The following is a 19,618-nucleotide window of genomic DNA, read 5'->3' as shown; positions in this document are numbered from 1 at the left end:
CGGAGGCGCGGCGTGCGACGAGAGCTTTTCGGCACCGACCACGAGGCATTCCGGCAACTGGTCCGGGAATTCGTGGCGAAACAGATCGAGCCCAACTACTCCACGTGGGAGAAGGACGGCAGAATGCCGCGCGAGATCTTCGCGGCGATGGGCGAACTCGGGCTGCTCGGGTTCGCGCTGCCCGAGGAGCACGGGGGAGCGGGGATCCGTGACTACCGCTACAACGTGATCCTGCAAGAGGAAGCGGCCCGGGCGCTGGTCACGCTCGGCACGGTGCGCACCCAACTAGATGTGATACTGCCGTATTTCCTCGAGTACGCCGACGCCGCGCAACGGGACCGATGGTTCCCCGGGCTCGCATCGGGGCAGCTGCTCACCGCCATCGCGATGACCGAGCCGGGTACGGGTTCGGATCTGGCGGGCATGCGCACCAGCGCGGTGCGCGACGGCGACGACTACGTACTCAACGGCGCCAAGACGTTCATCACCGGCGGCCTGCTCGCGGACCTGGTGATCGTGGTGGCGCGCACGTCCGCCGATCCGGACGACCGGCGCGCCGGGCTCACCCTCCTGGTGGTGGAGGACGGGATGCCCGGTTTCACCCGTGGGCGCATGCTGGAGAAGATGGGCTGCAAGGTGCAGGACACCATGGAGCTGTCGTTCCAGGACGTCCGGGTGCCGGTGGCCAACCGGCTCGGCGCCGAAGGCGCGGCGTTCGGCTACCTGGGGCACAACCTGCCGCAGGAACGGCTGACCGTCGCGGTCGGCTCGGTCGCCCAAGCACGTGCCGCGATCACCGCGACGGTCGAATACACCAAGCAGCGCAAGGCATTCGGCACGCCCGTCGCGTCGTTCCAGAACACCAAGTTCGAACTGGCCGCGATGTCCGCGGAAGTCGAGGCAGCCCAGACCATGGTCGACCGGGCGGTGCTCGACCTGGTCGCGGGGACGCTGTCCGGGGCGGACGCCGCCCGCGTCAAACTGTTCTGCACCGAGGTGCAAGCGCGTGTGGTGGATCGCTGCCTGCAACTGTTCGGTGGCTACGGATACATGATGGAGTACCCGATCGCCCGGTTGTACACCGATGCCCGAGTGGCCCGCATCTACGCGGGTACCAGCGAGGTCATGAAGATGATCGTCGCCCGGGACCTGGGGCTGTCCTGAATACCGCTGCGCGGGAGCGGGCCGATCGCCCGATCGACGTCGTCGTGATGGGCGCGCCCGCCGCCGACATCGAGGTACTCGAGACCTATGTTTGACCGTGGACCCGGCGGCTACCCTCGGGTGAGGCGCACCGACGGCCGAGAAACTCGGCTCGACGTTCGCGTCGCCGACCTCGGAACAGCGTGTCGATCTCGTCCGATTTCGAAGTTTCGCGAATTTCGCCGGAACGGACTACGCGTCATAGCTGATCGCTATTATTAGCATCGCCTGTCGCCTGTCACTGGGGCCGGGCGACGACGATCCGCGAAGCGCGAGGTGGCACGTGTCCGACGGAACTTGGGAAGTACCGACCCGATGCGGCCGGGTCGCGGGCGCGGTCCGCAACGGGGTCGGCGCCTTTCCCGGTGTGCCGCACGCGGCGCCTGCGACCGGCCCGAGACGCTTCGGCTCGCCGGTAGCGGCGACACCGTGGACCGGCGTGCGACGCGCGGACGAGTTCGGCCCCTACGCCCCACGAGCCGCCGGAGGACTCTTCGATCAGCCGGCCGGTGAGCACCCCCTACGACGGCGCGGCCTTCGCCCGCGACGGCGTGGTGCTGATCGGTTTCAACTACTCGAAGTAGCCGTCCGACGGAAGGCCGCCGAGTCGATTCGAACGGTATCGTAATGGTGTGTCGGACCGGGGGCTGGAATTCAAGCCGGATGCGGATGACCCGAAACGGGTGAAGCTGAACAAAGGGTTACCGAAAGGTGTTTCGCGAGCGGAAATCACCTATCGCGTCGAGGGCGGCCTCAGGGGTACGCGGGTGGTGCGTTGTTCCGCAGCGGAGTTCGCGCAACTCCGGACGGCCGTCGACACTGTGTACGAAGGCCCGTGGAGCGAACCACAGCGACTGTCGCTGTCGGAGGCGCGGCACTACATCGATCAGGTGAAGCGTCGGATAACGCTGCAGGAAAACGAGATCCGCCGCAGGCAGGAGTGCGTCGACCTGACGTGTCCGTGGTGCGAACGGCGACGCACCTACCTCGGTGTTGTCGGTTTCATCACCGGACATGCCGGTTTCATGACCGATCACCCGAGTGAGCTGGGCCAGGAGATATCGAAGCAGCACGCCTACCGGTGTGATCAGTGCGGTTCCATGATGTACTTCGCCGACGGTTTCCTGCCCCACCCGTTGCCGGGCCGACCGGCCGCGGCGGTCTGAGCGCCCCGGCCGTCCCTGCGCTGCGCGGTATTTCACCCGTAAGGGGTGAATCGAGTTCGCCCCGAGATGGGCAGACTGTGTGGTGAGAACAGACGAGCCTCTCGGAGTTTCGTCTGGTCACTATTCTTCGCGACCTGGTTCGGCTGTTTCTTCGTGCGGAGATCGAGCGCGTCGACGTTGTCGAACCGGGTTCGCGTTCGATTTCTGGCATGCCCGACGCGGATCGAAGGAGAGTCGAATGACGGAGAGCACCCGAATGGCGCTCAAGAAGAAGATCATCACAATGTCGTCGACGGCCTCGGAGCCCGCAACGCGCAGCTCGCCCGGCTGGTACAAGCTGCACAACGATTCGGGGGGACACGTCTCGGTCTACCGGCAGGAATGGGACAAGCCCGAAGAGCTGTTCGTGCTGGCCCCCGGCGCTACCAGTGCCGAGTACGAGGCCGGGCACGAAATCTACATCCTGTTCTCCGAGTCCGGTGAGTGGTCGCCGATTACGTGGACCGGTTCGGACCTCTCGTTCACCATCACCTACCACGTCAGCGGGTACACCACCTCGAACCAGGTGAACAACGTCAGTTCCTTCGGATAGCCGGCGCTACATCCGGTGGGAGGCGCATCCACCGGCGCGCGTTGACTACGCTGACTCGGTGTCCAAATCCGTGCCACTGACGAGACTTCTCGATGACGCGGGCTTGCTGTCGCTCGAGCACCGACTGCACCTGGAAGAAGTGCTTGGCGCACACGTGTGGGAAGCCGACCTGGAAGGACGCCGGCTCGAATTCCTCGGCGACGAGCGCTCCATCGTGTGCACCGACGTCCACCTGCTCGGAACGGCCGACGCCGAGTCGTGGCTGTGGGGATGGGTCAATCCCTGGGGCTACCCGCGGTCACTGCTGCGCTCCGCACAGACGGTGCGCGAGTTCGGCTTTCGGTACGGCGTCGCCGAATTGTGTTCGGCGGAACTGCCCGTCGTGCTCGGCGGTGCGGCGCCGGAGCCCTATCAGGTGGCCGGGCTGATGGCGGACGCGGCGAAGATCGTCTGTGGCCGCTGGAGCTCCTACTGTGGGATCATCGATGGCGCCTGCGTCGCGTTTCTCATCGACCATCCGGCGTTCGAGCTGCCCGCGCCGACCGCCTCCGGCCTCGCTCGCGTGCTGGCCTACGGTTTCGGGGCACTGCCGCTGACGGATCACCGGCGTGCGGTGCACAGCTACCTGACCCGGCGCGGCCTGGCCACCGAGTTCCTCGACGACTACCGGTGGTTGGAATTCAGCGGCCACGGTATCGCGGGCGATGTCGAGTTCGACGCCTCCGGTGAGGTCGCGAACCTCGACATCCGCATCGTCATGGATCGGATCGAGTCACCCTTCGAGCCGAAGACACAACCGGCCGACTCGCACTGACCGCCGATCATGCGGCGACCTGCCCCTATGGTGCCGGTCAGCTCGGCGGAAACTGTTGCTGGAACCAGCTGAGAATCTCCGGAAGGGCAACGCGGGCCGTCCCGGCGTGGTCCACATCGCCCACGTCGCGCAGTGTGGCGTTGCCGCTGGCGAGGGCTCGCAGGCAGTGCTCGGTATTGGCGTAGGGGACCGCGCGGTCGCCGCGGGCGGCGTAGAGCTGGACGGGCACCCGCGGCGTCCAGTCGCAGGTTCCGTCACTGTCGGCGATGGCCTTCGCGGCGGCGCCGGTGGGTTCGGCGGCCAATCCGAGGAACCGCGCGGTCAGCAGTTGCCCGGGTGTGGTCGCCAGCGAGGTCACGATGGTGATCTCGTTGTGGAAGCCGTCGAAGAGTTCTTCGACTTTGTCGGCGTAGGGCTGCTGGAAAGCTTCGGTCGGGTCGTCGTAGAGCTGGTGGATCCGGTTCATCGAGGTGATCCAATACGAAAGGAAGAGGACCGCCGCGCCCGGCACGACCCGGCCGTCGAGCGCGGCCGGCGCCTGCACCTGCCGTATGTCGTAGGGGCCGCTGATCGGGGCCAACGCGGCGACGCCGAAGCCCGGGATCGTTCCGGCCTGTAGCGCCTTGCCCAGCGCCATGGCGGCGTGGCCGCCTTGGGAGAAGCCGGTCACCAGCACGTTCGGGTCCAACTCCCGGCGTTGCCGTGCGGCGAGGGACTGCGCCGCGCGCAACAGGTCGGCCGACGCGCTGACCTCCGACGGTGCGTGGGTGTAGGGGTGCGGTCCTGGGCCGGTCCCCAGGCCCAGATAGTCCGGCGCCGTCGCCGCGTAGCCGACCGCGGCGAACATCACCGCGCGCAGCCGGTCGGGGAGGTTGCGGGTATCGACCGACGGCGCGTCACTTTTCAGCGTCATGGTCCCGTGCTCGTAGCTGACCACCCGCAGGCGCTCGGACTCGGTGCGCGGCAGCACGACCAGCCCGCTCGCGGTGGTCGGTTCGCCCTGCGGGGTGATCGTGCGGTAGTCGACGCGGAACGCGTCGACACCGTTGCGCACGGGCGTTCGGATTCCGCCGCCGGCCAGCAGCGCGGCGGTCTGGTCGAGCGGCAGGCTCAGCAGGGAGGTCGTCGACACGATTTCGCCCCGGGCAGGCTGCGTTTCGGGCTCGGTATCCCCGCACCCCACAGCTGCCCAGAACAGGACGACGACCGCGACCAGACAGCGGCTCGGACGGTACATCGGTCGATCCTCTCGACGGACATCGGCTCGGCTCCATCATCGTGCCTGCGACGGCATGTGCGGACCAACGCCGGTCGGACGCTCCTGGACGTATCCGCCGCGTTCGGTGGAGGCTCTGCGGTATTTAAGTGAATGACTGTTCTGGGCCATATCTTCTATCTACCTGCAAATCGATGCGATATGTTATGAACCATTGACGCATATTTGCGGCAAACCTGACCCAAGCCGGGCCGCCGCGCGATGGCTGCTGATCGAGGGTCTCTACCCGAAGGGAGTGGGCATGGGGACGCAGTCGGCAAGCGCGGGAACGGACATCTACTTCCGTGCGGCGGCCGCGACGCTGGTCGAGGCGGCGACGGTCCTGGCGGATTTCGGTTGCTCGCCGATCGACGCCTCGGGGATTCTCGACCGGTTGCGCCGCGTCGAACACGCGGTCGGTGTGGTGATCGCGAACTTGACCACTGCCCTGGAGTCCGGGTCCGTGGCGGCGGACGGTGCGCGGCTGTCCGAATTGGGCCGGGTGCTCGGCCGCGTCGTCGAACGCACGCGGATGGCGGCCGCGCTCGCGGACGCCTACGTCATCACGGCGGTGCCGGACGAGGTGCTCGAGGTCGTGGTGACGATAGGCCGCTGCGCGCATCTCACCGCCGCGGCACTGAGCGCATGCGACCAACCGCTGCTCGGGTCTTATCGCGCCGAGTTGCTGCGCCTCGCGGTACATGCCGAGCGAACGTTCACCCGGTGGTCGCTGACGCGGCCGCGGGCCGGTGCGGACCGGACGGCGGAACTCGCCGGAGCGCTCGTCTCGGTCGTCCACGCGTTCCTGGCGGTCGGTTACGCGGCGGCGATCGTCATTCCGGCGTGAACGTCCGGCACGAACGGGGGCCTCGGCTTGTCGCCGCCCGCCGCCGCCAAGTCCGGCTGGTGCGCCGGAAGCTGCAGTATGTGTCCATGCATTCTTCCCAGCTCGGGGATGATACGACCTGTGCAAACAGTCGTTTAGTTAGTGGTTGTTCACGTCCTGTGATAGAACTCACTCGGCGAAACGAAGGGGACTGTTCGACATGGAACCAACAGCCAAGCAACGCGCGGCGTTGAACCTGATCTGCGACACGTTCAACCCCGGCGACGGGTTGACGCTGCCGTCGGCGAGCGCGATCGGCGCCGTCGACACCGTCTTCCAGATCCTGGGGCGCAACCCGCGCGAGGCCGAGAAGAAGCAATTGGCCACGCTGCTGAACCTGTGGGACTCCCGGCTGACCGGCTTGCTCACCGGGAGCGGTCCGCGCCGCTTCTCCAGCTTGTCACAGCAGCAACGGGAGCGAGCGCTGCTGCGGCTGGCCGATTCCCGCTTCGAGCCGGTGCGGGTGATCTTCCAAGCGCTCAAACAAGCGTCACTGCTGTCCTACAACATCACTCCCGGCCCGGCCGGCGCCAATCCGCTGTGGAAGGAGATCGGCTATCCGGCTCCGACCGGTCCGCTGCCGACGGCGCCCGCGCCCGCGCTGGCGCCGCTGCGGTGCACCGAGACCACCGAACTGCGGTGCGATGTCGTAGTCGTCGGATCCGGTGCGGGCGGCGGTGTAGCGGCCGCGGTCCTGGCCGAAGCGGGGCTCGACGTCGTGGTGCTGGAACGCGGGAACTATTACGACGACCGCGATTTCGGTACCGGCGAGCTCGGCGGACTGCAGCAGCTGTACGCGCCGGGCCCGCCCGCGTCCACCGAAGGTCAGATCACTCTCGTCGCGGGCACCTGCCTCGGTGGCGGGACGGTCGTGAACTGGAGCACCTCCTTGCCGACGCCGCAGGACGTGCGGGCGGAGTGGGCCGCGCTCGGCGCCGGTCAATTCGCCGAGACCGAGTTCGACGAGGCGCTCGAAGTAGTGCAACGGCGGCTCGGTGTCACCGATCGGCGGTCGGTGTTGTCCGCACGCGACGGCGTTCTGGAGCGTGGTGCCAAGGCGCTGGGCTGGGAAGTGGATACGTTGCCGCGCAACGTCACCGATGCCTGCGACGCCGGTGTGGAGTGCGGTCGATGCGGATACGGCTGCCGGCTCGGCGCCAAGCAGTCGGTGACCAAGACCTGGCTCGCCGATGCGGCCGACCGGGACGCTCGCCTCGTCGTGGACGCCGACGTGCGGCGGATCATCGTGCGTGACGGCCGGGCCCAGGGAGTTTCGGCGGTCACCTCGGACGGCGTGGCGATCGAGGTGCACGCACGTGCGGTCGTGGTGTCGGCCGGCGCGATCCAGACCCCGGCGTTGCTGCGGCGTTCCGGGTTGCGCAACGACAACATCGGCCGCTACCTGCGCCTGCACCCGGCGGCCGCGGTATTCGGCGTGTTCGAGGAAGAGATCAGGCCGTGGGAAGGTGGCTTGCAGACCCGGATCTGCCGCAGGCACAGCGACCTGGACGGCAACGGCTACGGTGTGATCTACGAAACCGGTCCGATCCATCCCGGTCTCGCCACCGGGTTCATGAGCTGGCGCGGTGCCGAGCAACATCGGGCCACCATGCTCGATTTCGCGAAATCGAACGCGATCGGCATCATCACGCGCGACCGTGACCCGGGCCGCGTGTCCGTCGACCGCGGCGGTGAGCCGATCGTCGAGTACCGGTTGTCGGACTACGACGCCGCCCATCTGCATACCGGAATCGAGGGGGCGGCCAGCATTCTGGAGGCGGCCGGGGCGCACCGCATCTTTTCCGGGCACCAGGCCGGCATCTCCTATGAACCGGGCCGGCGCGGCTCGCACGCCGAGTTCGCCGCCGCCTGCCGGGCCGCGGGGTACGGCCCCGGGCAATGTTCCCTCGGCGCGCTGCACATCATGGGCTCGGCCCGGATGGGCGGCTCGCCGGAGAACTCGGCCACCAACCCGGACGGCGCCACTTGGGAAGTGGCGAACATCGTCGTCGCCGACGCGTCTTGCTTCCCCACGGCGTCGGGCGTCAACCCGATGGTGTCGATCGAGGCGATCGCCTACATGAACGCGAAAAGGCTTGCCGCGCAGTTGATCTGAGCATGGGCCGGAGCCGGTGCGGTCAGAGCGCTCGAATGCCGTCGAGCACGGCGCGCAGGAGACCGAGATCCGACTCCGCCCCCATAGCGGGCTGGGGCGACCGGCAGATCAGCCGGCCGTCATCGAGCAGGTCGCCGATGAGGACCTTCGTCATCGTCAGGGGCAGGTGCAGTCGCGCGGACACCTCGGCCACCGACTGTGGAGTTTGGCACAACTGCACGATCGCGGCGTATTCCGGCTCGGTGCGCCGCAGGGCGGTACCGGGCGCGGCATCGACCACCTGGGTGGTCAGGTTCAGTTCCGGTCGCGCGGCACGACCCCGGCCGCGCGTGATGGCGTAGAGCCGGACCAGCGGTCCGGCGTCTTCTTCGTACCAGGGATCGTGCGGATAAGTCATGGCTGTGTCGAAGCGGGTGGGTGCGGGCGCGTGTCGACCGACAGATGTGTTCCGACTCGCTGCACCGTTTGGTTCATCTCGTAGGCCACCATACCCATATCGGCGGTCTCGGACGCCAGCAGCGCCAGGCACGCGTTGGCGCCTGCCGCGGTGACGAACAGCACCGCCCGGTCGAGTTCCACCACGGTCTGGCAGACGCCACCGGCGTCGAAATGGTGACCGACGCTGCGCGACAGGCTGTGCAGCGCCGAAGCCATCGCGCTGAACCGCTCGGCGTCGGCCTTGTCCAGCTGGTTCGAATGGCCGAGCAGCAGCCCGTCCGAGGACAGCAGCACCGCGGACTGGGCTCCGACCAGTCCGGTGACCAGCTCGTCGAGCAGCCAACCGAAGCCGGTTCCCTGGGAAGTAGTCATCGTCGCCTTCCGATGGTGGGGTGGATCGCGGACTAGTCGAGGTCGGGACGCTTCCGGCGTCCCTGGCGGGTTCCGTTCTCGATGGCACTCATCAGATTGCGTGCCTCGTCGGCGGTCCGCTGCCGCACCGGGGCGGCGGGGGGCGCCGCCTGTTCCTCGGGGGATTGACGGCGGCGACGTGGCAACGGCGGCCGGGCATCCGGGGCAGGCCCGGAATACGGTGTGGCGTCCGAGCCGGATCCACGGCGATCGCTGTGCGTGCCCGGCGCCGGGGACTGCTCGGAAGGCGGGGTGAACCATGCCGATCGTTGCACGACCGGAGACGGACGAGGCGATGCGTTGTCCGAGATCGGTGTCTCCGGGGGTTCGGCAGGGCCGCCGTCGTGCTGTTCGTACGGCCGCGTCTGCGTCTGCAAAAGGGCGTTCGGAAGCAGCACCACGGCCCGGACGCCGCCGTAGACCGATTCACCCAATCGCACCGAAACGCCGTGGCGGTGCGCCAGCTTCGCGACTACGAACAAGCCCAGCCGGGTCTCGCTGGACAAGGTCACCACACTGAAATCGGGTGGGTTGGACAACAGTTCGTTCCGTGCGGCGAAGTCGGACTCCGACATGCCCAGACCCTGATCGATGATCTCGACCGCCACACCCCGCCCGACCACGACGCCGGTCACCTCTACGCGCGCCTGCGGGGGTGAGAAGGCTGTCGCATTGTCGGTCAGCTCGGCCATCAAATGGATCAGGTCGGCCACGGCGTTACTGGACACCTGGATATCCGGCAGCCGGCCGATCTGGATACGCGTGTAGTCGAGGCTTTCCGCGACCGCGGCCCGGACCAAGTCCAGCAGCGGCACCGGCTTGCGCCAGCGCCGACCCGGTTGCTCGCCACCGAGGATGATGAGGTTCTCGGCGTTGCGCCGGGCCCGCGTCGCGAGGTGGTCCAGCTGGAACAGCAGCTCGAGCTGGTCGGCGTTCTCCTCTTTGCGCTCGGCCTGGTCGAGCAGTGCGAGCTGGCGGTGCACCACCACCTGACTGCGATGGGCGATGTTGAGGAACACCGCGTTGACGCCCGCGCGGGTCTTCGCCTCCGCCGCCGCGGCCGCCACGGCCGCGACGTGCGCACGGTTGAAGGCGTCGGCCACCTGACCCAGTTCGTCGGAACCGAAATCGAGGCGCGTGAACTCCTTCTCGGAGTCCGGACTCTCGCCTCGGCCGAGCCTGTGCATGAGATCGGGCAGCTGTTGGTCCGCCAGCTCCAACGTGTCGCGCCGCAATCGGCGCATCCGCGCGATGAAGCGATTGGCCAGCACCAGTGCCGCGACGAAGGCGAGGGTCGCGACCAGCAATACCGCCGCGCCGCCGAGCAGGGATTGCCGCGCGGTCCGGTCGCCTTGCTCGCGAGCGATGTCGTGCGCGTCGCGGCTCTGGAAATCCCACAGCTTCAGCAGCGCCGAGCCCACCTGGCCGGAGGCATCCTGCCAGGCCGCGACGCCCATGGGCAATGCCGCGGTCGTGGATGTCGAGCGGGCGCCCTGGGTTCTGCCGGTACCGTCCGTGGAGCGAGTCGAATCCTCGAAATCGGTGCCCGCCTCCACCGGTCCCCGGACCATCACCGCGTCCTGCATCGCGATCACCTTCTGGTAGGCCGCTCCGGCAGTGATCTCCTCGAGCTGGGCCAGCCGGGTGCCCTTCAACACGCGGCTGGAATAGGCGACCTGGCTGCGGAATTCGCCGACCAGCCGGTTGAACTCGGTCAGTTGCGCGGGAGTGAGTTCGCCGCGGGTCAATGCCACCGCTCCCAGCGTGTCCGCCATCGACAATGCCTCGGCTGCTCGCAGGGGCTCGACACCATTGCCGAGTTCGATGGCGATGTCGGCTTGCGGCGCTACCCGGGCGGCGAGCATGGACGCGGCGACGATCGTGCCGATGACCTGGCTGAATACTTGGATTACATCGTTCGGTGGCGCCTGTTGCGCGTCGACCCCGGCGCGCAGCTTGGGAACCATGGCGAACAGCTTGTTGTAGCCCTCGATATCCGAGGCGGAGCCGCCGGGATTGAGTTTGCGGGCGGCATCGCCTTTGTCGATCACTGCCGCCAGCGCGGCGTCCGAGCGCTGCCGTGCGGCGGCGAGCCCGGGCACGACCTCGGCATCACCTGCCAGATACAACAGCGACAACCGGCGTTCCTCCTGGAACGCCTGCACCATGAGAATCGCAGGCGCTGTCGTGCTGCTGGCCAGCTCCGCCCATTCCTCCGCCTCGCGAGCGGATTTCACCAGGTAACCCGCTGCTCCGACGCCGATGGTGAGCAGTGTGACGCTGGAGATGAGCACGATCGCCAGCAGTCGCACCCGCACACTCACTCGACCACGGACATCGCGCTGACTCGATCGCACCAGTCCCACAGCGGACGTGCGTAGTTCAGACCACTTGCTCACGGCTGGAAACGCCTACCTCCAACACGGCGCCGCCCCGGCCGGCCGACGCCTCACCTGTACCCGTCCGAAGAATAACGAAAGCGTAGCGATCACATCGCGAATCACGCGGATTTGTGATACTCCACAAGTGAACCGCAATTATTCCTGAATTGTATTGCGCTTGCCGGAGGAGCTCTGTGGTGGCGCAGGAGGGGGTGCCCCTTTCTTGCTGGGATGCGCCTCCGCTCAGCAGTGCGGTCTGGGGGCGGGGGATAGCGGGCGATGATATCGGATCAGTGCAGATAACTTGCTGTAGCGATCCTGAGCGAGTGGGCGACAGCAGCGATACCGGCCGAGTTCTCCGGTGCCGGGATTCGGGCTCTGCGGGTGAATCCGCAACTGCCTGGAACGGTAGAGACGGACCACGAACTTACCGGCGATTCTTCTCTAATTGTCATGAGCCCATCAACCGTGCAGCTCGACTTGTCGAGTGCACCCGGATGGGACAGTACCCGAAGTGGCCGGAGGCACGAATATGCTTCCCAGTCAGGGGGACCCGGCTCCCGGTCGTCGCTACGACGGCCGGTGCCGAAGGACTCGCGGCACGCTGCCCGGCTCCGGTTTTCCGGACCCTTCGCGGACCGGGACGCCTTGGCGCGGGCCGCAATCGATCAGGCGGCCCTCGACTCGAGCGCCGCGATGACACAGTGCAGCGTCTGTGCCGGATCGAGGCCGGGCGCACATTCCAGATGCAGGCCGCCGGGAGCGGTGCCAGTGGCCCGGCAGGTCTGGAAGAACGCGCGAATGCCGTCGATGGCACCCTCGCCGAGCAGGGGTATGCGGCCGTCCCGGGTACGCGGGGCGGGCGGCAGCGGATCGAACACCCAGCAGACCGGAGTTCCGCACGTGGTAGCCGCATCGAACAAGGCCGGGAGCTTGTCGCGGGTGCAGGCGGCGCTCAGCCGAGGAACGAGGGTGAGTTTGCCGGGTCGCTTCTGCGGATTCAACGTTCGGCACAGGAACTCGACATCGTGCGGTGTGGTGGTGGGACCGAGCGCTACGGCAACAGGGTTGCCGACGCCGGCCGCGAACCGTAGCTGGTCGCTGGCGGCGGGGCGGGTCTCGTCACCGATCCAGAGCAGGTGTGCCGAACGATCCCACCCGCGCCGGTGGGCGCTGTGCGGGGGAGGGTCGTGCGCGTAGGGCAGGACCGGTTCCCGCGAGACGTGTAGCGAACCCAGCGAACTGTGCAGTTCGTGAGCGCCCGGCGGTGCGATCGCGGCGAGGGGCAACAGTCCACCGACCTCGCGGAGCAGGTCGCGACGCACCGGGTCATGGCACCGATCCCCGGCACGGCGCAGGATATTCACACACAGCGTGAGCGGCAGATGATCGCCGCGGAGGCCGTCACGAGCCGCGTGAACGGACCTGTCCGGCAGCGGGTCCGGCGTGCGGTCGGCCGGATCGCTTCCGTCATCGGTCGCAGCGCCGACGAAAGACGCCGCCGCGAGGCCGAGTACCTCCGGCATCCATCGTGGTGCGGGATACAACCTGGCCGCTCGTTCGATGGTGACGACCGGTTCGCCCGACCCGTGCGCCATGACCGCCGCGGCGGCGTAGATCAGCGCGCGGCGGGCATCGACGGCGCGGGAACCGTCTGCGGTGGATCGGTCGTCGCTGCCGCCGAGGTGCAGCACGAAGCCCTGTCCGCGCGCTGCCCGGGCCAAACCGGCGGTGAGCGTCTCGCACTCGTCCGGGTGGACCAGCGCAGGCAAGGGGCGCGAGCGCCGCACGCGGCCCCACAATGTCGCGGGTGGGATGTCCGTCGGCCCGTTGCCCATGGCCTTCTGCGGGGCCGGGAGTGCTGTTCGAAGGGTGAACGATCCCGGCTGCGCGCGTTCCGGTTCATCGGCCCAAGGCGGATCATCATCGGTCGCGGTGGCATAGGCGGGTGGAACAACGCTGGGATTGAACGACTCCCGGATGTAGCAGAGAGGCCGATCGCCGAGCAGCATGACATAGGACCGTGTCGCGCACATCCTGCCGTCCGGCCATCTCGTCACGCCGGTCCGCAGCAGCTGCCGGCGCTGTGACATCCCGCGCGAAATCAGGCCGGACCCGATGGGCACCCGCACATCGTCCACCCCGGACGCGGCCGCAGGTCCGCGCACGGCGACGACGTAGTTGACGGATACGGTGACCAGATCGGCGTTGACCAGACACGAGCGTCGGACGATGACGCGATCGGCGCCGGATACGCGCAATGCGTCGGTGACGGTGCCCGGCAACCGGCCGGCCGCGATATCGTCCTGGCGCAGCACCCGAATCTGCAGCTCGGTGCCCAGAATTCCCGCGAGCACAGGGGTGGTGAAGCCGTCGCTGCTCAGCAGCATCCTGGTCAGCGGGTGGCCGAATCGTTCGATCCCGTCCGGTTGACGGAGACCCGAACCACCGGGCGGGCAATCACCCGGTGGTTCGGGGCCGGTGTGCGTGATCGTCACGGCCGGCTCCGTGCGGTGGGTGTCACGAGAAGTCCGAACCGAACCGGCGCTAGTGGGTGGTGGCGCCGGCCGCCGTCGGCGGGAGAACGGGGCGAGCCACGGCGGCGATTTCCGTGTCCGTCCTGGGTCGATCGGTCAGGCCCAGCACCGGATCGGTCGTGATGCGCAGTTCGCCGGTCGTCGTGTCGGCCAGCGGATCACGCCAGTGATCCCACACGACGGACATATCCAGGTGACCCATGTATTCGAGATTCGCCGACTCGTCATGGAGTCGTTCGGCCGCGGAGACGATGGTTTCGGTCGCCGCGCGCTGCTGCGCTCCCGAGGACTCGTCCATGTCGGTGAGTCCCGCCATGATCTCGGTGAACTGAGCCTGCTTCGTGTCGCCACTGTGCCCGGTCGTCAGGGTGCCCGCGTGCGCGAAGTATTCCTCCGACCCGACATACTGTTCGTACATCCGGGAAACCAGCACCAGGAATCGCGTGTATGCCCGGCGATAGGCGTGTTCGTAGAAGCCGAGAGCATCGGCCTCGCTCAGCTCGCCGCGCAGGATGCTCGCGATCGCCGCCGACGCGACCAGACCCGAGTACGTCGCCAGGTGCACGCCGCTGGACAACAACGGATCGAGGAAGCACGCCGCGTCGCCGACCACGACCCAGCCGGGACCGCAGAACCGGTCCGAGCTGTAGGAATAGTCCTGCTCCGCCTTGACCTCGGCGACCTGTCGCGCGCCCGCGAGCAGCTTGCTCATGGGCGCGCTGTCGCGGATGGTGTCCAGGTAGTACGCCTCGCGCCCTTGTTCACGGAGTTTCGGGGCGGCTTTGCGCGCGGAGACGACGTAGCCGACGCTGTGGCGGCCGTTCGAGAGCGGAATGTTCCAGAACCAGCCGCCCTCGGGGGTGGAAACGACGTTGATCGCGCCTTCCGGACTGTCCGGATGTAGGTGTGCGCCTTCCCAATACGACCACACCGCCACGTTGCGGAAGGCCGGGTGCTGCTGGCGCTCGACGAGTTGCTTCTTGGCCAGCACACCGGCCCGTCCAGAGGCGTCGACGAGGAAGTCGATCTCGACGGTGTGGACCTGGTCGTCACCCTCGACGGTCCATTCGACGGCCGTGGGGCGATCGCCCTCGAACAGCACATTGGTGACCGTGGCGTGCTCGATCACCTTCGCCCCTTGCTCGGCGGCGTTGCGGAGCAGTATGTCGTCGAAGACGTCGCGCTGGACCTGCCACGACCAGGCCTCCGCGTCGACGAGCTTGGACCAGTCCAGCAGCCAGTCGTCGTTCTGCCACTGGAAATGGCCGCCTCGTTTGATCTGGAAGCCATGGGCGGCGACCGCGTCGTAGGCGCCGGAGAGGCGCAGTGTCGACAGAACTGATGCCAACAGGCTTTCGCCGATGTGATAGCGCGGGAACTTATCTCGTTCCAGGAGGGTCACCCGGACCCCCGACTTGGCGAGCAGGGCTGCGGTCGTCGACCCGGCTGGGCCGCCGCCGATGACCAGAACGTGCGGATTGTCCATAGCAAACTCCCTGGAACTGCCGACAACGGATCGTGCGCCCGTTTCAGTGACGGAGGAACTCCGGGCGAGCCATGGTGGTGGGCGAGTCCGGACAAAGCATTGCCACTGATTAGCTATGCTAACGGTGCACGATTCGATTGTAGCAATCGATAGCGAATCCTCAATATTGAGAACAGGTTTGGCAACTACCGGTCTATCGATCGGAGGATTGCTGCGGGGTCGCGAAAATACCCGCGGGAGACCTTCTGCCGAAGTGGCGTCACTCGGGACGGCCTGCGGCTCCGAAAGAGACGGAGATCACTGGCGATTCAGAAACCGTTGCGGGGGAAGGTAATTCGGCTGCGCGGTGGAAACGCGCCGGGGTACGTGGGACTTCGAGGTAGGCGGCGATGGCGTAGGTCGTCTGCACATCACCCCGCTTTCCGTACCGATTCAGGATACGGCGGGGGCTCGGATCGCACCGGCCGTTCACCCGGAGTTACTCGGCCGGTGACCTCATCGCCGCTCCGGCCAACTCCGGGCGATGCGCCGCGCGGGCGGATGACGTTCTGGCGCGGTCGATTTGCCGACGATATGGCCTGCATGTGCAGTGCACGTCGGGATGTCGGTAGGCGTGACACTCACGGCGAATCCCTCGGCGAGGGCGTCGGAGGACCCGACGCCTCCGGGCGCTTCACATGGCAATCCCTTTGTGCCGCTCGGGCCTGCGTTCAGCGCATGCCGATCGCGCCCTCCGCGGGCAGGTCGTGCTCCGGATAGGCGGAATTCGATTCCGTGGGCCGTCGGACGGCTGTGCCGTCGTTGCGCCGTAGCTACCGCTGGTCGCGCTGTCGCTGCTCGGCTTCGATCTCGGCCGCGAGGGCGGATCGCTCGGCCCGATGTCGAGCCAGCAGCTCAGCGCTGTAGGCGGTCCACGCGGCCTCTTGGGCGTCCGTCATCGGTGCTGTGCCGACTTCGGATTCGACGTCCGGATGGGCGTCGAGGAACTGGTGGAACAGCGCACCCATCTCCCGGCTGTGCCTGCGGTTGAGCTCGATGCGTCGCGGGTCCATCGGTCGCTGGTCCTCGGAGGGGATCGGCTGGTCGAAGACGACCAGGCTGGGCGGGTGGAGTCGTCGGGCGGATGCGATCGGGTCCGCGGCTGGTTCGTGGACGGGCGACGGCTGTTCAGCGGCGCAGAGCTGTCTCCTGCCCGATGCGCGACAGCTTTTCGGGATTGCGCACGGCGTAGATCCCGGTGATGAGGCCGTCGTCGACCCGCACCGCCAAGACGGTGTCGATGTCCTCGTCGAGGCGGACGATCAGCGCCGGGCAGCCGTTGACTTGCGCGGGCCGCAGGGACACCGCGGCGGCGAACTTGCGCAGCCCTATGGTGAGTGCGCGGCCCACCCGGCCTGCGCCCACGACGGGGCGTGGCAGGGCCTGCACGACGCCGCCGCCGTCACCGAGCAGGACGACATCCGGTGCGAGGATGTCGAGCAGTCGTTGCAGGTCGCCCGTTTCGACCGCCCGCTGGAACGCCTCGAGCGCGTCGCGGGTCTCGGCCGGGGAAACGACCCCGCGTGGTCGGCGCGCGGCCACGTGCGCCCGCGCCCGGTGCGCGATCTGGCGGACCGCGGCCGGGCTCTTGTCGACAGCATTCGCGATCTCGTCGTACCCGACGTCGAACACCTCGCGCAGTACGAACACCGCCCGCTCGGTCGGCGTGAGCGTCTCCAGCACCAGCAGCATCGCCATCGAGACGCTATCGGCCAGTTCGACGTCCTCGGCCACGTCGGGTGCGGTGAGCAGCGGTTCGGGTAGCCAGGGCCCGACGTAGGACTCTTTTCGGCGGCCGAGCGTGCGCAGCCGGACGAGTGATTGGCGAGTGGTGATCCGGACCAGGTACGCGCGCTGATCCCGCACGGTGTCGAGGTCGACGCCCGACCAGCGCAGCCAGGTCTCCTGCAAGACGTCTTCGGCGTCGGCGGCCGAGCCGAGCATCTCGTAGGCGACGGTGAACAGCAGGTTGCGGTGAGCGAGGAACGACTCGGTCGCGGGGTTCGCGGGGTGGTCCTGGTCCGTGCCCCGGTCGTGAGGCCCGGACGTGTTCTGCGACGTGCCGGTCATAAGTGGCTCCTCTTCACGCTGACTGTGTCACCCATAAGACACCGGTCCCCACCGTTTTGTGACACCGGAGACGGTAGCCAATGGAAGTCGGCCGCCGAACTACCTACCGCCGAGGCGGCGTGGCTTCACCCGAAGTGCATGACCGCCGCCGCGCCGGAGCGAGCGGCGTTGTCGAAGAAGGCGACCAGCACGCCGTAGTGGTAGCGCAGGTAGCCCAGACCTTCCGCACCGTTGCGGACCCAGATGCGCGGGTAGATGTCCGCGGCGTCCATCGCGGTGCCGTCGTAGTGCACGGCGAGCCGGTCGAACGGGGTGGCCTTCAGCCGCTGGGCTGTCGCGCGCACCAGATCCACCGGCCACGCGTAGTAGTCGTCGTCGAGGAGGTCTCCGTCGTAGAACAGGTCTACTCCCACCTCGGCCGACTCGAGCAGGTACCGCAGCCCGTCCCAGGATTTGTCCAGGTAACCGCTCGGGTCGCCGTCGGCGTCTTCGAGCTCCCACAGCAACTCGTGCGCTTGCGTGCCCGCGGCGGTCAACCGCTCGAGTTGCTCTCCGGTCACCTTCCTGAACGACAGGATCACGCCCATCGGAACTCCACCTCTCAGAAGAACGGGCGCCACCGGATCCCGGACGAGCGCCCTCGCCGATCCGGAAATGTAGCCGAGTGGACCGACAGATCCACCGTGCCGGAATTCGAGCGAGGCGGCGATTCGCAGGCGTACCCGGAGGCCGGAAACGCGACGGTCCGTGCCCCGGGCGGGGCACGGACCGGTTGCCCGCTGGGTCGGGTTCAGGCGGATGGCGGCGGGCACTGTATCGGCGATAGGTCGATAACTCGGGGGGCCGCTTCGCTTACCAGTGAGTTCAAATTTATGTACTCATTTGATGACAGTGATGGACTGATGCGTTAGCTTCGATGCTATGAAGCATGTTGTTGTCGCGGGTGGGACCGACGGTATCGGGCGGGCTGTCGCCCTCGAGCGGCTGGCCGAAGGAGATGCCGTTTTGGTCATCGGGCGAAACCCGGTGAAAGGTAAGGAGTTTCTCGACGCCGCTGCTGCGCTGGGTGCGGAAGGTCGGGCGCATTTCGTGCCGACGGATCTGAGTTCCATCGGTGACACGCGCGGTGCCATCGACGCCATCCGGGCCCGGTTCACGACGCTGGACGCCCTGGTGCTGTGTGCCCGGCACTACCGGTCCGATCGGCTCGTCACCGCGGAAGGGTTCGAGTACACCTTCGCGCTGTTCTACCTGAGCCGATTCGTGCTCAGCTACGAACTGATCGACCTGCTGAACAGGGCCGAGAACCCGGTCATCGTGAACGTGGGCGGTCCGGGCAGCGGTACGAGCGAGATCCGCTGGGACGACCTCGGTCACGAGCGCGATTACCACGGTATGCGTGCCCTCACCCAGGGCGGCCAGCTCAACGATCTGCTCGGCATCGAGTTCGCGCGCCGGCCGGCATCGGCCAGGGTGCGGTACGTGTTGCTGCATCCCGGGGTGGTGAACACCGCGCTGTCCGGCGACTACGACGCCGAGATGGCGGCCCGGATCGAAACACTGCGCAGCACCGCGCAATCGGTGGACACGGCGATCGGACCCATTCTGGCTGTACTGGACAACCCGCCGGGCGACGCACTCACCGCGATCGTGCAGGGCGAGCAGTTGGACGTGCACGGGCCCGCCTTCGATACCGCGGCGGCGGCGCGACTGTACCGCGAGACGACGGGCCTGCTCGGCCGGCTGCAATCAGCGGCGCTCGGTGTGTCCGAGGCCCGATTGCGGCAGGTCCTCGATTCGCCGGTGTTCGCCACCGTCGCCACGATCCAGCCCGACGGCAGCCCGCATCAGTCGGTGGTGTGGATTCTTCGCGACGGCGACGACGTTCTCTTCGCGGTGGGCGCGGGCAGTCGCAAGGAGCGCAACCTGCGGCGTGACGCGCGAGTCAGCGTACTGGTCAGCCCGCCCGAGCAGCCCTACACCTACGCCGCGATCCACGGCACCGCCACCCTGGTCGAGGGCGGTCACGAACTGCGAGATCGGCTGTCGCTGAAGTACACCGGCGCGACCTACGCGGAATCCAATCCCGACGCCGCGGCCACCTACGGCGACATCCCGATGGTCACCGTGCGGGTCACCCCCGAACGGATCGTCGGCCGGCTCTGAACTACCACCCTGGATCCCGAATAGGATCGGGGCTTCTGTGCGACTGCCGGAAGCGTGG

Annotated in this window: 17 protein-coding genes; 8 read left to right on the top strand and 9 right to left on the bottom strand. The window is 67.5% G+C overall.

Annotation, left to right across the window (positions count from 1 at the left end; translation table 11 throughout):
• Positions 1–12: 12 nt before the first annotated feature.
• The 5 genes from ON19_RS16265 to ON19_RS16250 all read left to right on the top strand — a co-directional run bounded on the left by ON19_RS16265 (position 13) and on the right by ON19_RS16250 (position 3,775).
• Positions 13–1,164, top strand: coding sequence for an acyl-CoA dehydrogenase family protein (locus ON19_RS16265; RefSeq protein WP_043692616.1), 1,152 nt, complete (start codon positions 13–15; stop codon positions 1,162–1,164).
• Positions 1,165–1,486: 322 nt separating this feature from the next.
• Entirely contained in the window at positions 1,487–1,831 is a 345-nt protein-coding gene (locus ON19_RS44690; RefSeq protein WP_218006432.1) for a carboxylesterase family protein, read from the top strand.
• Positions 1,832–1,835: 4 nt separating this feature from the next.
• Positions 1,836–2,369 carry a hypothetical protein gene (locus ON19_RS16260; protein WP_043692613.1) on the top strand — a complete coding sequence of 178 codons (534 nt, stop codon included), beginning with the start codon at positions 1,836–1,838 and terminating at the stop codon, positions 2,367–2,369.
• Between the two features lie 238 nt (positions 2,370–2,607).
• Positions 2,608–2,961 carry a hypothetical protein gene (locus tag ON19_RS16255; protein ID WP_157229736.1) on the top strand — a complete coding sequence of 118 codons (354 nt, stop codon included), beginning with the start codon at positions 2,608–2,610 and terminating at the stop codon, positions 2,959–2,961.
• 58 nt (positions 2,962–3,019) lie between these two features.
• The gene (locus ON19_RS16250) at positions 3,020–3,775 is read left to right on the top strand and encodes a DUF6882 domain-containing protein (protein WP_157229735.1); all 756 of its coding nucleotides are present in this window, start codon (positions 3,020–3,022) and stop codon (positions 3,773–3,775) included.
• Positions 3,776–3,812: 37 nt separating this feature from the next.
• Here ON19_RS16250 and ON19_RS16245 read toward each other — a convergent pair whose 3' ends face one another.
• Positions 3,813–5,012, bottom strand: a complete 1,200-nt coding sequence (locus ON19_RS16245) for an alpha/beta hydrolase family protein (protein WP_043692609.1) — start codon at positions 5,010–5,012, stop codon at positions 3,813–3,815.
• 280 nt (positions 5,013–5,292) lie between these two features.
• On the opposite strand from ON19_RS16245, the gene ON19_RS16240 reads away from it, so the two are divergent.
• Together ON19_RS16240 and ON19_RS16235 are read left to right on the top strand one after the other, a co-directional pair.
• Positions 5,293–5,877 (top strand): hypothetical protein, encoded by a 585-nt coding sequence (locus tag ON19_RS16240; RefSeq protein WP_043692607.1) that lies wholly within the window; start codon positions 5,293–5,295, stop codon positions 5,875–5,877.
• Between the two features lie 199 nt (positions 5,878–6,076).
• Positions 6,077–8,032, top strand: coding sequence for a GMC family oxidoreductase N-terminal domain-containing protein (locus tag ON19_RS16235; RefSeq protein WP_043692605.1), 1,956 nt, complete (start codon positions 6,077–6,079; stop codon positions 8,030–8,032).
• A gap of 22 nt (positions 8,033–8,054) precedes the next feature.
• On the opposite strand, the gene ON19_RS16230 is transcribed toward ON19_RS16235, so the two are convergent.
• The 8 genes from ON19_RS16230 to ON19_RS16195 form a co-directional block, all read right to left on the bottom strand.
• Positions 8,055–8,429 (bottom strand): DUF742 domain-containing protein, encoded by a 375-nt coding sequence (locus ON19_RS16230; protein ID WP_043692602.1) that lies wholly within the window; start codon positions 8,427–8,429, stop codon positions 8,055–8,057.
• Entirely contained in the window at positions 8,426–8,842 is a 417-nt protein-coding gene (locus ON19_RS16225; protein ID WP_043692599.1) for a roadblock/LC7 domain-containing protein, read from the bottom strand. Before ON19_RS16225 ends, ON19_RS16230 begins: the two co-directional genes overlap by 4 nt.
• A 32-nt stretch (positions 8,843–8,874) precedes the next feature.
• Positions 8,875–11,205, bottom strand: coding sequence for a sensor histidine kinase (locus ON19_RS16220; RefSeq protein ID WP_227954821.1), 2,331 nt, complete (start codon positions 11,203–11,205; stop codon positions 8,875–8,877).
• A gap of 725 nt (positions 11,206–11,930) precedes the next feature.
• Entirely contained in the window at positions 11,931–13,760 is a 1,830-nt protein-coding gene (locus ON19_RS16215; RefSeq protein WP_043692596.1) for a 3-deoxy-7-phosphoheptulonate synthase, read from the bottom strand.
• 49 nt (positions 13,761–13,809) lie between these two features.
• Positions 13,810–15,285 carry an NAD(P)/FAD-dependent oxidoreductase gene (locus ON19_RS16210; protein WP_043692593.1) on the bottom strand — a complete coding sequence of 492 codons (1,476 nt, stop codon included), beginning with the start codon at positions 15,283–15,285 and terminating at the stop codon, positions 13,810–13,812.
• 812 nt (positions 15,286–16,097) lie between these two features.
• Positions 16,098–16,337 carry a hypothetical protein gene (locus ON19_RS16205; RefSeq protein ID WP_043692590.1) on the bottom strand — a complete coding sequence of 80 codons (240 nt, stop codon included), beginning with the start codon at positions 16,335–16,337 and terminating at the stop codon, positions 16,098–16,100.
• A gap of 115 nt (positions 16,338–16,452) precedes the next feature.
• A complete protein-coding gene (locus ON19_RS16200) occupies positions 16,453–17,394 on the bottom strand; it encodes an RNA polymerase sigma-70 factor (RefSeq protein ID WP_043692587.1) in 942 nt (313 codons plus the stop codon).
• 125 nt (positions 17,395–17,519) lie between these two features.
• The gene (locus ON19_RS16195) at positions 17,520–17,981 is read right to left on the bottom strand and encodes a YfbM family protein (protein ID WP_157229734.1); all 462 of its coding nucleotides are present in this window, start codon (positions 17,979–17,981) and stop codon (positions 17,520–17,522) included.
• Between the two features lie 334 nt (positions 17,982–18,315).
• Here ON19_RS16195 and ON19_RS16190 point away from each other — a divergent pair, with 334 nt between their 5' ends.
• Entirely contained in the window at positions 18,316–19,560 is a 1,245-nt protein-coding gene (locus tag ON19_RS16190; protein WP_043692568.1) for a TIGR03618 family F420-dependent PPOX class oxidoreductase, read from the top strand.
• The last annotated feature ends 58 nt before the right edge of the window (positions 19,561–19,618 follow it).

The sequence above is a fragment of the Nocardia abscessus NBRC 100374 genome (assembly GCF_000308455.1).
Taxonomy (GTDB): Bacteria; Actinomycetota; Actinomycetes; order Mycobacteriales; family Mycobacteriaceae; genus Nocardia; species Nocardia abscessus.
Note: the sequence above shows the minus strand (reverse complement) of the source record. Positions and strands in the feature narration are given on the sequence as shown.

Coding starts and splice junctions, on each gene's coding strand:
- ON19_RS16205 (WP_043692590.1), bottom strand. CDS start 16,337: ATGGACCCGCGACGCATCGAGCTCAACCGCAGGCACAGCCGGGAGATG.
- ON19_RS16240 (WP_043692607.1), top strand. CDS start 5,293: ATGGGGACGCAGTCGGCAAGCGCGGGAACGGACATCTACTTCCGTGCG.
- ON19_RS16210 (WP_043692593.1), bottom strand. CDS start 15,285: ATGGACAATCCGCACGTTCTGGTCATCGGCGGCGGCCCAGCCGGGTCG.
- ON19_RS16235 (WP_043692605.1), top strand. CDS start 6,077: ATGGAACCAACAGCCAAGCAACGCGCGGCGTTGAACCTGATCTGCGAC.
- ON19_RS16225 (WP_043692599.1), bottom strand. CDS start 8,842: ATGACTACTTCCCAGGGAACCGGCTTCGGTTGGCTGCTCGACGAGCTG.
- ON19_RS16200 (WP_043692587.1), bottom strand. CDS start 17,394: ATGACCGGCACGTCGCAGAACACGTCCGGGCCTCACGACCGGGGCACG.
- ON19_RS16190 (WP_043692568.1), top strand. CDS start 18,316: ATGAAGCATGTTGTTGTCGCGGGTGGGACCGACGGTATCGGGCGGGCT.
- ON19_RS16195 (WP_157229734.1), bottom strand. CDS start 17,981: ATGGGCGTGATCCTGTCGTTCAGGAAGGTGACCGGAGAGCAACTCGAG.
- ON19_RS16230 (WP_043692602.1), bottom strand. CDS start 8,429: ATGACTTATCCGCACGATCCCTGGTACGAAGAAGACGCCGGACCGCTG.
- ON19_RS16245 (WP_043692609.1), bottom strand. CDS start 5,012: ATGTACCGTCCGAGCCGCTGTCTGGTCGCGGTCGTCGTCCTGTTCTGG.
- ON19_RS16255 (WP_157229736.1), top strand. CDS start 2,608: ATGACGGAGAGCACCCGAATGGCGCTCAAGAAGAAGATCATCACAATG.